Annotated in this window: 10 protein-coding genes; all 10 read right to left on the minus strand. The window is 56.7% G+C overall.

Going from position 1 to position 13,665, the window contains the following annotated elements:
- Position 1: 1 nt before the first annotated feature.
- The 10 genes from D8M41_RS05515 to mraY all read right to left on the minus strand — a co-directional run bounded on the left by D8M41_RS05515 (position 2) and on the right by mraY (position 13,664).
- Positions 2-691: a cell division protein SepF gene (locus D8M41_RS05515; protein ID WP_006888949.1), complete on the minus strand. Its 690-nt coding sequence runs from the start codon at positions 689-691 to the stop codon at positions 2-4.
- A gap of 303 nt (positions 692-994) precedes the next feature.
- Positions 995-1,813: a YggS family pyridoxal phosphate-dependent enzyme gene (locus tag D8M41_RS05520; RefSeq protein ID WP_006888908.1), complete on the minus strand. Its 819-nt coding sequence runs from the start codon at positions 1,811-1,813 to the stop codon at positions 995-997.
- Between the two features lie 97 nt (positions 1,814-1,910).
- On the minus strand, positions 1,911-2,771 hold the full coding sequence (locus tag D8M41_RS05525) for a polyphenol oxidase family protein (protein WP_006888881.1): 861 nt from the start codon (positions 2,769-2,771) through the stop codon (positions 1,911-1,913).
- A gap of 150 nt (positions 2,772-2,921) precedes the next feature.
- Complete coding sequence (gene ftsZ / locus D8M41_RS05530; RefSeq protein WP_006888936.1) at positions 2,922-4,133, minus strand: cell division protein FtsZ; 1,212 nt, start codon at positions 4,131-4,133, stop codon at positions 2,922-2,924.
- 205 nt (positions 4,134-4,338) lie between these two features.
- Positions 4,339-5,781, minus strand: a complete 1,443-nt coding sequence (locus tag D8M41_RS05535; protein WP_232617570.1) for a cell division protein FtsQ/DivIB — start codon at positions 5,779-5,781, stop codon at positions 4,339-4,341.
- A gap of 28 nt (positions 5,782-5,809) precedes the next feature.
- Entirely contained in the window at positions 5,810-7,306 is a 1,497-nt protein-coding gene (gene murC / locus D8M41_RS05540; protein WP_006888931.1) for a UDP-N-acetylmuramate--L-alanine ligase, read from the minus strand.
- Between the two features lie 4 nt (positions 7,307-7,310).
- Positions 7,311-8,414, minus strand: coding sequence for an undecaprenyldiphospho-muramoylpentapeptide beta-N-acetylglucosaminyltransferase (gene murG / locus D8M41_RS05545; protein ID WP_006888831.1), 1,104 nt, complete (start codon positions 8,412-8,414; stop codon positions 7,311-7,313).
- 189 nt (positions 8,415-8,603) lie between these two features.
- A complete protein-coding gene (locus D8M41_RS05550) occupies positions 8,604-10,769 on the minus strand; it encodes an FtsW/RodA/SpoVE family cell cycle protein (RefSeq protein ID WP_051122128.1) in 2,166 nt (721 codons plus the stop codon).
- Positions 10,770-10,851: 82 nt separating this feature from the next.
- Positions 10,852-12,444 carry a UDP-N-acetylmuramoyl-L-alanine--D-glutamate ligase gene (murD, locus tag D8M41_RS05555; RefSeq protein ID WP_126926537.1) on the minus strand — a complete coding sequence of 531 codons (1,593 nt, stop codon included), beginning with the start codon at positions 12,442-12,444 and terminating at the stop codon, positions 10,852-10,854.
- A gap of 14 nt (positions 12,445-12,458) precedes the next feature.
- The gene (gene mraY / locus D8M41_RS05560; protein WP_126926538.1) at positions 12,459-13,664 is read right to left on the minus strand and encodes a phospho-N-acetylmuramoyl-pentapeptide-transferase; all 1,206 of its coding nucleotides are present in this window, start codon (positions 13,662-13,664) and stop codon (positions 12,459-12,461) included.
- Position 13,665: the final 1 nt, after the last annotated feature.

Consider the following 13,665-nt stretch of genomic DNA (forward strand, 5'->3'; position numbering starts at 1 on the left):
TCTAACCCTGGTCGAAGGGAACTAGTCCCTCATCGTCAAAGGCCTGCGGCATATCATCACTACTGGTAATACCGAGAACCTCTAGGTCAGAAGGAGTGAGCAGGAAGACTTTGGCAGTCACCCGCTCAATACGACCGTTAAGCGCGAACACCAGCCCCGAGGCAAAATCCACCAAGCGTTTCGCGTCCGCATCCGGCATATCATCAACGTTCATAATGACGGGGATATCCTCACGGAATGCCTCACCAATAATCTTGGCGTCATTATAGGATCGGGGGTGAATAGTAGTGATGCGGCGCAATTCGTCCTCTTCTTCCTCACTGGGGTAATCGTCAGCACCGTAGTCCTCGGGATACTCCTCGGCCAGCTCGCCGTCTTCGTAGCCGTACTGATCCTGCGTGTACTCGACCTCTGCGTTGTCCTGCACCGTATCATCCTCCCAGTGGTTATCTGCGGAATTATCATACCCCCGATCCGCGGCCGCGGAAGACTCCTGACGCGCGTAGCGACGTTTATGCCCTCCATCTAACGGGGTGGGCAGAGCGTTCAGACGTGCCGACGACTCTTCAGGCTGGGCGGAAGTAGCAGCTCCCTCAGCCTCGCTATTCCCCTGATGTTCATGAGCACCTTCATACTCCGCAACACCAAAGAACGAGGTAATTCGGGCTATACCGCCGCCCTGTTTAGCCATACTATAAATCTCGCTTCGCAGTCAGTCAGATGGAAATAATCCCGTTTAAAACACATCCAGGAGGCGGATGCCGGGTGAGCACTCCGTCACGCGGGTGCGTTGCTGTTCACTATTCTATCAGTGGATGTGCCGCTAAACCTTATAGATTTGCGTATCTTACGCATAAATTGCGCCCAGACCTTGGTTTTTTCCAGTGATGCGCGCTACAACACCTCGCTGCAGGCTTCAGACACCTTCAAAACCATGGTTCCTGAATAGTTGGTACGGGAAGCCCCTCAGCTGGTAACGAACGCGTCACCAGGACTATGCGCTTGGGCGTGGCCCCATAATGTCAGACCCCACTCGAACGCATGTCGACCCCCAGCGGATAGCCGCTTCTAAATCCCCGCTCATTCCCGCCGAAATCTGGGTGGCCTGGGGAAAAGACTCTCGAAGTATCTGAGAAATATTCCATAGTTTCTCAAATACCATATCTGGCTCAGATCCTAAAGGCGCAACGGCCATCACTCCCGCACAGTGTAGCTGTTCATAGTTTTCAATATGTTCGGCCAATGCCAACACCTGCTCAGGGTCAGCCCCGCCGCGGGCACCGGTTGAGGCGTGACCCGCCGTAGCCTGTCCCTGCGACAGAGACACCTGAATAAGACATTCCAGTTTCCCAGCCTTATATGCTGCGGGGGCAGGAGCATGCTCAGTCTCAAAGCGCTCTATCTGCCGCGCATAGGCTTTCGCTAAGGCATCCGCTAACGACGGGCGGTCCACTGACTGCACCTGCTGGGCGTACCGCACCACAGATTTCGCCTTATTGGTCTGCAGCTGGCCAATAAAAGCCCAACGAGCCGGGTCATGGGACGGGACGGATTCGCTCACCAGCGCCGCCTTTGGTGCAGCCTCCTGATCGCGGTTCTCCCCAAAAAGCCGCACACCAGCATCGTAGAGGGCCATCACGTCGGAGGCCGGAAAGAACTTTGTCACGGTCACCAATTGCACCGTTTCACTCTGGGCGGAGCGGGCGCCGCTAGTATCTTGCTCAGCTGCCCGAATACGTTCAACCACCCGCTGGTAACCGCTGGCAAGCTGTTCCGCACGATCGGCAGTATATGTTAGAGAATTAGTGCTCATTATTTCCTCCCCAATGACCCGAAATAGATAGGCCGAAGATAGCCTACAGAAGGCACCTATACCTCTAGCAGCCTGCAAAGATGCCCCTAAGAGACAGCTAGTTTGTGGTCTCTTCCTTCTCCTCCGATGCGGCGCTAAGCCACACTAGCCCTGCGATACGCCCTGCGGGTCGAGACCCGTGAGTGAACGCTCTGTGAGAATACAGTTCACCGGTCTCATAGGTGCACGCCGCAAGCTCGGTGGATACCTCAACCCCCATATCTTCTAGTATCGCAATAGCACCCGCAGGTAAATCAAGAGCTGGGGTTCCTGTGCGGGTCTGCGCAGCAACCTGTGGAATACGCTCAGCTGAGGCAGTGCGCATCTGCTCGGGAACCTCGTAGCAGCTCCCGCAGATGCTCGGCCCCAGCCATGCACATATATTCTCAGCTCCAGCCTCATGCATGGCCGCAACCGTGCGTTGCAGCACTCCATCCAGCAGCCCTTTACGACCGGCATGGGCCACGGCCAGCACCAGCCCACCATCTTGACACTGTCCCACCAGCACCACAGGGATACAATCAGCAACCATAATCGCCAACGGCCGACCGTTCGTACTATATGCCGCATCCGCTACGGGCGCCTGCTCCAACAGGTGCTGTGCGTGTGTATCGCTAAATCCGTCGGCTGAATCTTGCGGAGCATACTGTGCTGGCTCATAGTCTTCAGCGCATACCACAGTGGTACCGTGCACTTGGTTCAGGTACAGAAAGGGTAAACCTGTGCTCAGCATCCCCTCTAAACGTAACCTATGGCGTAGCGTCTGCGCCTGCGGTTCGCCCGTATCAACATGCAGTCCTACATTGCCCGCAGCCACACTGGTAAAAGCAATATTTACCTCATGCGCTCCAGAGCGAAAAAGCTGATATGAGAACAATAGCGGTGCACTAGTATGGTAAATATGTTCGGTATTATCCATGATTTTGCGATATATCTTTAGTACATATTGACGGGGTGGAACATAACCAGCACCCCTTAGAAGTTATAAAGGCACAAAGGAAGGAGCCGGGCACGGCACTGTCACGTACCGCGCACCGACTCCCACATTCAAAATGCGGTTCTACACGCTCTACTTCAAAAAGTCAGGAACGTCTAGGGTATCGCGACGAGCCGGAGGCTCTTCCACCACCGGAGGCAGATCAACATCGAACCCAGCTGATGCGGGAACATCATTCTGCTGGTATGCCGGAGCTGCGGGAGCGTTGAACCCGTAATCAGGCTGAGCAGGAGCAGCCGTAGGTGCGTTCTGACCGCCGAAAGTCTGCTGAGTGCGCTGGGCCTGAGCCTGCACTGCGGCGGCAGCGGATGCATTTGAATTTGTCTCGGGGTTCACGGCATCAAAGCCAGCAGCAATCACGGTCACACGAGCTTCATCACCCAACGCGTCGTCAATCACAGCACCGAAGATAATGTTCGCATCCGGGTGGGCCACTTCCTGAACCAAACGTGCGGCCTCGTTAATCTCGAATAGGCCGAGGTCGGACCCACCCTGAATGGAGAGCAGAACACCATGTGCACCGTCAATGGAAGCTTCCAGAAGAGGAGAGGCAATAGCGAGCTCGGCAGCCTTGACTGCGCGGTCCTCCCCAGCAGCGGAGCCAATGCCCATAAGCGCGGAGCCAGCACCCTGCATCACAGACTTCACGTCCGCAAAGTCAAGGTTAATCAGACCCGGAGTGGTAATCAGGTCGGTAATACCCTGCACACCGGACAGAAGCACCTGGTCTGCTGACTTAAAGGCATCAAGCATTGACACGTTACGGTCAGAGATAGACAGCAGTCGGTCGTTCGGAATAACAATGAGGGTATCAACCTCATCGCGCAGAGCGGAAATACCGGTCTCTGCCTGGTTTGAACGGCGGCGGCCCTCGAAGGTAAACGGACGGGTCACCACGCCAATGGTAAGAGCACCAAGCGAGCGAGCGATACGTGCCACCACGGGAGCGCCACCGGTACCGGTACCACCGCCCTCACCGGCAGTCACAAAGACCATGTCTGCACCCTTGAGGACTTCCTCAATCTCCTGCGCATGATCCTCTGCAGCCTGGCGGCCAACCTCGGGGTTAGCACCAGCACCAAGACCGCGGGTCAGCTCACGACCAACGTCAAGCTTAACATCCGCATCAGACATCAATAGCGCCTGGGCATCGGTGTTGATTGCAATGAACTCAACGCCGCGCAGACCAACCTCAATCATTCGGTTGACTGCGTTGACACCACCGCCGCCGATACCGACGACCTTGATGACTGCCAAGTAGTTCTGGGGAGTTCCAGCGTCCATTTATCCCTCAATTGTTTCGTTGATTTATTGAGAAAAGTCCAAAGTTCGAGTTTAACCTTAGACATACTCGCTCTCAAATTGGCTTTATTTGCAAGGATACCAACAGATTCACCAGGTTCCTAGTTGCGGGGTGTACTGACACCCAAATTTGTGGGGATTTAGCCAAAAAATTACATCTGTCTAAACCCCAACTTGAAGATAGCACCTACCGAGTCACCGGCAGAAGCGGTGAAGAAACATCATACACAGAAATTTTCTTCCCCTGCCCCTGCGCCCCGCTCGACTGCGAATCTTCAGACCGAGTAGCTTCCAGCAGCTTAGTTAAAACCTTAGCTTTAACTTCATTCTCCTGTGAGGTACCCCATAGCACTGTAACCTTATCCTTCAAGATGAGAGTTATGCTTGAGGTGGAGTCAGCTTTTACTTCAGAGACCTCCGCTAACAGCGACGTTGGTAAGGTCACCAACACATTCGAGATAATGCGGAATGCGGCGCTCTGCGACAGATTTTCATCTTCAACCTGAACTATAGGAACACCGGCTTGCTGTGCTGAATCAACCTCGCGCAGGGTCTGCCCCTCATTATCCACCAGCGCATATTTCTCGCCGCGTTTCACCGCAGCGATCGGCACACGCTCCTTTACCGTCACCACCAGCTCATGCGGGGGGCGAATCTCCATCTGGACCCCGCGCAAAGCCCCGTCAGAGCCAACCAGCTCACGCACCCGGTCCTCGCTCACCCGTGATAACGGAACCCCCCGCAGCGAGCTCAGCTTCTGTTCAACCTGTGCGCTGTCCATCAAAGAGGCACCCCGCACCGTAATCTTCTCAACCGCCAACAACGGAGAGAAAAATACCACGCCAATATAGAGTGCCACCACCAGCACCAGAGCCAACGCGGTATAAGCCAGCTTACGCATACGCGAGAGCGGAGCACGCTCCGGCTCAACCTTATCTTCAGCACGTAAACCATCCAGAGCGGGATCGCGACGTATCTGCTCACGCCTGTTATGTTCCCGCACCCGCTCATTCTCACGCGCAATCTCAGCCTCGCGCTGCTGCTCCCGGTCTGCCCGCCAACGACCAAAACGACTCTGTCCCGAGCTTTTCTCCTCGGGTTGAGAGACGGCAGGCTCCCGTTTCCCGGTGGATTCATCTGCGGCGTCAGGCAAGGACGGGAGAGCATCACTTGGTTCATGCTTCTGAGACGACTGTGAAGCCTCCCTAGACGGCTTTTGCCGTCCAGAGGCTACATCGCCTACCGACGCCTCTGCAGGTGTCTCAGCTTCCCTTTGTGCGGTGCCCTCTTGCACCTCCGTAGCGATGACATGAGGAGGTAAAACACGAGCCCTAGGGTTACGGGGCTTTGGCATGGGCTCAGCCCGTCGTGCGGCTGGTTGCTGACCCGCTGAACTTTCCGGTGCATCAGGTTCAGATACCTTCCGCTTTTGAGCAGCAGAATCTGCGGATGCAGCAGAGGCAGGGCGAGGGTTATTCACCTGTTGTTTCTGCTCGGCAGGTGCTGCAGGGGACGAACCGTCTGCCGCCGATTTCTTTTTTAGTCGGCGGTGTACAGGCACACGCGGAGCCCCCGCCGGGGCATTACGATGCTCCGGCGATCCCTTCCGTTTCTGTTCTTCTTCGCCCATACCAGCCTTCCGCTACACTCTATCCGTTCTACTCGGTACCAGCATCACCTTCATCAGAGGCACCATGACGCGAGGTGAGAGCCTCCAAGAAACGCTCCCCGAGTGCGGTAACATCGCCCGCCCCCACCGTCATCACAATATCCCCCGCGCTAGCGCACGTCACAATGTCATCAATAGCTACCGTAGCATCAGAGGCGTAGTGCACCTCAGAGAACCCGGCACCGGTAATTAACTCGCTCGTTACACCTTCAATGGGTTCCTCACGCGCCGGGTAAATATCAAGCACATATGCCCTGTCCGCCAAGGACAGCGCCTGAGCAAACTCCTGAGCAAACTCCTTAGTGCGTGAAAATAGGTGCGGCTGGAATACAACATACAGATTATGTCCACCCGCAACAGTACGCCCCGTCTGCAAAGCGCACAACACCTCTGTAGGGTGGTGGGCGTAGTCGTCAAAAACCTTAATCCCGGCTATTTCTCCCCGCAGTGTGAACCGACGATCCGCGCCCACAAAGCCACCCAGTGCACTGGCAGCATCCGCCGGGCGTGCCCCAGCAACCAGCGCCGTCGCAAACGACGCCGCAGCATTGAGCTGATTATGGACACCGGGAACCTGCAGGTTGAGCTCCTGCTCACCCGAATAGTGCTGCCCCGCAAGATCAAACGACCAGCTTAACACCGATGACGACTGTGAACCATGACTTGTAATCTGTGATAAACGCACATCGGCATCTTCAGATTCACCATATGTGAGCACCTGAAGGCCAGCCGCCCGACTGCGCTGAGCCAGCGAAACAGCGCCAGCATCATCCGCGCACGTAATCAGCACCCCATCAGGAACCATTGAGGCCACAAACCGGTTAAACGCCTCATACACCCGCTCAGCAGTGCCATAAAAATCAATATGGTCCGGTTCAATATTCGTCACCACCGCAACCTTCGGGCGGTAGCGTACAAATGAGCCGTCAGACTCGTCAGCCTCAGCTACGAACCACGATCCGGGGCCTATGGTGCCCAGCCGGGCATTCGTACCAAACCCGGCGATCACAGTACCCACCGCAAACGACGGTTTCGCATTCAGCCCATCAAACATGACCGAAATCATGGAACTGGTGGTGCTCTTACCGTGCGTACCAGCCACCGCGACCACCTGGGAGTCCCCCATCACTGCGGCAAGCGCCTCAGAACGATGCAAAACCGGCAGCCCCAGCTCACGGGCCTTCACCAGTTCAGGGTTATCCTCATGGATAGCAGTCGAAATAACCACAGTATCCACGTCATGAATATTCACGGCATCCTGCGGAACCGATACACGCACCCCAGCCTGTCGCAACGACTGAAGGTTAGCCGACTCGGCACGGTCCGACCCACTGACCGGAACACCCAACTGAGCCATTAGCAATGCGATAGCGCTCATCCCCGCGCCACCAACACCCACAAAATGCACACGCCCTAAATCAGCAACCCGTGCCCGTTCAGGAAACGGCGGATTCAACGGTGCAGGAAGCACCAGATCAAGGTTCATTAACTCAGTCACTGTGTTTAACCGCTTTCAATGTCCGTTCAGCCATAACCCGCGCAGCATCGCGGATACCCAACTTATATGCCTTCTGCGCCATCCGCTCTAATAACGCCGAATCCGCCATTAAAGCCGGAATCTCGCTCGCAAACCACTCAGCGGTGGCATCCTGGTCCTCCACCAGGCGAGCTGCTCCTTCCTCAAGAAGAGGGCGAATATTTAAACTCTGCTCACCATTACCATGCGGCAACGGCACAAAAACAGCAGGAACCCCCACGGCAGCAACCTCACTCACGGTCGCCGCACCCGAACGCACCACCAAAAGATCAGCAGCGGCGTACACATCCTGCATGCTGGTGCAAAACTCCATCTGGTGATAATTCTTCGCGGTGCGCGGATTACCCTGCTCATCCAGGATAGCTTTGCCCTTACCCGTAATGTGCAACACCTGAAACCCCCAGTCGGCGAGAGCATCAATATTAGCCTCCACCGCTTTATTGAGCGTTAGTGCCCCCAGGGAACCACCAGTCACTATCACCGTCGGCAGCGACTCATCCAGCCCCAACCTGCGCATCGCCTCAGAACGCTGCGTCTTACGGTCTAAGTTCGCAATCTCATCACTCATGGGCATCCCCACCAGCTCAGCGCCGCGGAACGGCGTATTAGGAAACGCCACCCCCACAAACTCCGCAAAGCGCCCGCCCAGCTTATTAGCCCACCCCGGGGCCGCATTCGCCTCATGAATAATAATCGGGATACGTTCCTTAGCCGCACACATATAAGCTGGAGGGCACACATACCCGCCCACGCCCACCACGACATCCGCATCCACTTGTTTAAAAACCTCGTGCGCCTTACGAATACCACCCAAGAATCTTCCGGGGAACGCAAAAGCCTCTTTATTCAACGAACGCGGTAACGGAGCCTTGGGGATGAACTCAATATCGAAACCAGCTGCCGGAACCAGCTGGGCCTCCAATTTATCAGCCGTACCAAGCATCGTAATCTTCGCAGTTGGCTCTATCTTACGGATCTCGCGGGCGATAGCAAGCATCGGGTTAATGTGCCCTGCCGTGCCGCCCCCAGCAAAAACCACAGAAGGTGCCTTAGACATAAAAATCTCCCTAAAAATCGGTTCTTCCCCATTCTACGGCATCAGACACGGCACAAACCGTCCCCGTACAACATGCAATACACCCTCCTCATCCGGCAAAACAGACCTATATTTTAACGCGACGCTGCCCCTTACTGTCGGATCTCAACGTACACAGAACCGGGTGTGAAAGCACCAATGCTGCTTTCTCTAGCGCCGAGGATTGGAACGATTGCCCTGTGCACTTTGGCCAGTATTTTTCGACCTGCCGGGTGACCCGCCACGCTTTTGGGGGCTGCTGCCCTGCCTTATGGTGCGCCGCTGGCCCGCCGCAGCTGAGCCTGACTCCCGTGGGGTTTTCCCGGAACCATGACGGGGCTTTGATGCCGCATTCTTCGGAGCGCCCCCATGCAACGGACGCAGGCCCTCCGGGAGCGAAGCAGTGCGTTGCGGACGGCGCGTACGCGCCGCCTGGGGCTGAGTTTTGCCCTGAGTATGGTTACTCCCCTGAGCCTGCGAGCCGCGCACGGCAGTACGCCGCGCATCCTGACGACGAGGCGCCCCTTGCTTCGCTGTGCCTTGGGTCTTGCTCCGTGCAGCACCCGGCCGCTGCTCAGAAGCAGTGCGAGGGCGAGCCGCACCGCCTCCCGAAACAGTTGCAGCGGGGCGTTTTGACTCAGGCCGCTGCCGTTCTCCCCGACTCCTGTCAGCTGCCTGAGACTGCTTAGCTGGGCGGGCCTGGGTTGCGGGCCGCTGTTGCCCCGAAGTTGCCGCACTAGGCCGTCGGGTCGCTGTACGTTCTGCCCGCTGAGCCTGCTGTTTTTGCGCCTGTTGAAGCCGCCGCCTCTCAAGAAGCTCACGTTCACGCTCCGCGGCCTGCTGTTTCTGTGCCTCACGGGCAGCTAGCTCCCGCTGCTGGACCCGACGCTGATGCGCACGCGCCCGCTGCTCACTGGATAGGCCCAACCATACGAGCAAACCATGTATCGCATCCCGCAGCTGGCTGCGCCAATGCCACACGTCAAGACCCAATGCGCCGCCTGCCTGCACCATACGCCGGTTCTCCTCAGCAACTGCCTGCCCTAAAACCAGGCGGCGCTGCCAATCCTCATTCTCACGGCGAATCTCACGCGGAGAAAGGTTACGGTTCGGGTCCCTCCGCAACGGGTACACCGGCGCCTGCCGCGAAAATGCAAATAATAACCCCGCCGCAAACATTGATGCAAGAAGAGACGAACCACCATAAGAAATAAACGGCAGAGGCACACCAATCACCGGGAGCACACCCGTGACCATGCCCATATTAATAAGCGCCTGCGCCGTAATCCACACCGTAATACCGCCCGCCGCCAAGCGCACAAAACGGTCCGAAGTGCGCACCATAATAGTGACAGAACAGTAGATAAGACCCAAATACAAAAGCACCACAGCAAGGGTGCCTACTAGACCCAGCTCCTCGCCGATAATCGCAAAAATATAGTCGTTATGTGCTTCCGGCAGGTAGTTGTATTTCTGGCGGGACTGCCCGAGCCCAACACCCCATAAACCGCCGGTTGCCAAGGCGACCTTACCCGCATTCGACTGGTCACAGGTGGCCCCGTCACATACGCCGGCAGCACCAAACACACGCTGGATACGGTTCTCACTCATGACAACCGCAAAAATTGCGAGTACCAATGCGAACCCCACCAATACCCACATGGTGCGGTTACGGGTACCCGCCAGCCACAGCATTCCCATAAAGATGACACCGTAGACGATAGCGGTACCCAAGTCTCGGCCCAACATGATAGTGCCCACCAGCGGCAAAAAGCCAAAAAGCGCGGGGAGAAGAGCTCGCCAACTGTTCTTCGAAACGTCCCCCTGCCTAGCCAGCATGAGGGCCATCCACAGAATAAGAATCGGTTTCGACAATTCAGAAGGCTGAAGCTGCACCGGGCCAAGCACAATCCAGTTACGGTTACCGCCAACCTCAACGCCCACCACAAGCACCGCAACCTGCAGCAGGATACCCAACACCACGGCCGTGTTCAGCACCCACCGGCGCCGATACCACCCCACCGGAAGGAACCCCACCACCAGCATGAGGGCAAGACCCCCGACGGCGTACTGCAGCTGTCGTTCCCCCTGGTTAAACGGGGACATACCCTGCGAAATCATGCGCACCGACGAAGCGGACAGCACCATAATGCACCCGAAGAACGTCAGGCTCACACTCACCAGCAGGATCAGGCGGGACACATATGACAGTTCAGCGCGGGAAATACGCGCATAGGCGGAAGCATAGCGCCTGGCCAGCACGCCATCACGCCACACACGCCGCGTCTTACGATGGTCTGCCGCCGTGTTTTGCGTCTTGCCAGATGCACCGCTCACACTAATCTCCCCGTTTATTCCGTTACTCCCGTCCAGTTATTAGCTTAGCGTCTTGTGGTCTAGCTCAACACCGCACCTGCTCTTAGGTGGTTGAAATACCCTCACCAACGGCTCGTTGCACAGCCTCAACAAAAGCGTTACCGCGCTCTGCATAATTCTTAAACTGATCCATGGAAGCCGCCGCAGGGGCCATGAGCACCACATCGCCAGGTTCAGCCACCTCGCGAGCCCTAATAACCGCAGCTTCCATCGCAGCCGCCCCATCCGTTGGGTTCGCCACACTCGCGGTGAGGTTATACACAGGAACCTGCCCCGCATGGATGGCCAAGGCAGACATCAACGCCGCAGAATCAGTACCAATAATAAGCACCGCACGCAGGCGTTCAGCATGCTTCTTCACCAGCTCATCATAGGTGACACCCTTCGACAGGCCCCCCGCTATCCACACCAGCGACGGGTAGGCGCTCATGGAGGCGTTTGCAGCGTGCGGGTTCGTGGCCTTTGAGTCATTCACCCACTGCACTCCGCCAGCTGAGGCCACCAACTGGTTACGATGCGCCCCTGGGGAATACGTACGCAACCCCTCACGCACATGCTCCGGGGCTATACCCGCCGCGCGAGTCAGCGCCGCCGCCGCCAACGCATTTTCAACCGTGTGCTGCGCGGGAACTTGACCGGGAGCCTGCGCTAAATCAGTTAGCACCCCCAGCTCAAGGGCCTGATGGTAACGGTCCTTCAAAAACGCCCGATCCACGAGGATATCCTCAGCCAGACCAAGCATGGAAACTCTCGGGATCTCGGTGCTGCTGATGCTCACCGCACGGGCACCCTCAACCACGTCAGCTTCTTCAACCATGCGACGCGTATCAGCATGGTCTTCGTTGAAGATGCAGGCCACCTGCGTATTCTCGTAGATACGTGCCTTCGCGGCCTTATACGCCTCAAAACTACCGTGCCAGTCCACGTGATCATCAGCAACGTTCAACACCACAGAAGCCAAGGGCGAAAGCGAATAGGTCCAGTGCAGCTGAAAACTTGAAAGCTCCACAGCGAAGAATTCGTACTCTTCGTCATCAGCCACAGCATACACAATAGGCAGGCCCACATTCCCCACCTGAGCGCTATGCCGTCCGGCTGCTTTGAGGATTGAATCGACCATACCAACAGTTGTGGTTTTCCCGTTTGTGCCGGTCAGGCACAGCCATTGGGTGCTGCGACGGCCAGCACGCGTGTTTAAGCGCCACGCCAACTCAACCTCGCTCCACACTTGAACGCCGCGCTCATAGGCGTCCAACATAATATCGCTATCAGGGCGGATCCCTGGGGACACCACCACTACGTCCGGCTCCTGCCCATCAACCAGGGGTAAAGAGCTCATGTGCTCCTGCCCGAAAAGGCCGCTCACATGACCGTATGCCTGATCATAAAGGCGGATACGCTCCCGTTTCTCTGCGGTGTCTTTAGCGTCAATAGCAACTACGTGCGCACCTTTCTGAGCCAGCACATCAGCTGCGGCATCACCAGAGACCCCCAGACCGACCACGACCACGCGAAGTCCGGCCCAAGGAGCATCCCAACTGGTCAGCTCAGCAAGACGCGGATTATTCAATACGGGGTTGGTTGCTACCGCGTCCTTATTCGCCTCAATACGGGCCAGCTGCTCAGCAGTTTTCATGTTCCGCTCCGTCACTAGTTAATCACCCCGGTATTCTGCGAGAACCAATCACCAAAGAATAGGGCTAAGGCGATGAGTACGCACAAAGCGTTCACCACCCACAGCCGGAACACCGAGTTTACCTCGCCGCTGCTGACGGTACCGGGTGCGATACCCTTCTTATCAATAGAATACATACCATTCACGCCGGTCTTCTCCATGTGATGGTGGAACGGTGTCATACGGAAGAAACGGTGTGCATGCGGAACTTTCTCACCGCGGGACACCGAGCCTTTACGGCTAAATTTAAAAACGAACTTCTGCACTATTACCGAGAAAACCTCTAGCACAGGCACCAACGCAATAATGGGTAGCAGCAGCTCGGTGCGGGTGAAAATAGCGAACGCTACAAGAGCCCCGCCTAAGGCCAGTGATCCGGAATCACCCATAAAGATCTGTGCCTTCGACACGTTCCACAGCAGGAACCCGCCCAGCGACCCCACAAAAGCTGCAGCGATCATGGCCAGGGCACCAGCATCACGTACGTCGTAGCACCCGACCCCAGCAGCCGAGACACACCGGTGCGAATACTGCCACACAGTCATTGCCAGATAGCCGGTGAATATCGTCATCATCACCCCGCCAGCCAGGCCGTCCAGGCCGTCAGTGAAATTCACAGCATTAGTGCCGGAGAGAGCGATCAGGTTAATCCACGCCATCACCAGTAGGGTACCCACAATAGCCCCTGGGGCCATAAGATCCAGCGGCAAATCACGTACAAAAGAAACCGCTGTGGACGCGGGCGTAACCCCTGCGGAGTTTGGGAACTGGAACGCCAAGTAAGAGAACGGCAGGGTTACGGCCAGCAGCCCGACCGTTTTCTGAATCTCCGTCAGCCCCTCATTGCCCTTATTGCGGAATTTCATAATGTCGTCTGCCGCTCCCACAGCGAGCATCCCTACCGTAAACCCCAGAGTCAGCCATGCTGTTGCACTGGGTGCTGGGGAGGTGCCGTAGAACCAGGCGCTCAGCAGCAGAGCTATGAAATAGGCGAGCACGGCGGCGGGGATGAAGACAAGCCCCGCCATGGTGGGGGTTCCCGCTTTATGCTGGTGCGCAGCAGGGCCTTCGTCACGGATAAGCTGACCCAGCTTCAGCTTCTGCATCTGGCGGATGAACAGGGGGATCGCCCCAAATGACAGGACAAAACCCAGAACTCCCGCAATGAGCACAGTAATCATT

Origin of the sequence: Rothia sp. HSID18069, assembly GCF_003989155.1 — a bacterium.
GTDB classification, from domain to species: domain Bacteria; phylum Actinomycetota; class Actinomycetes; order Actinomycetales; family Micrococcaceae; genus Rothia; species Rothia aeria.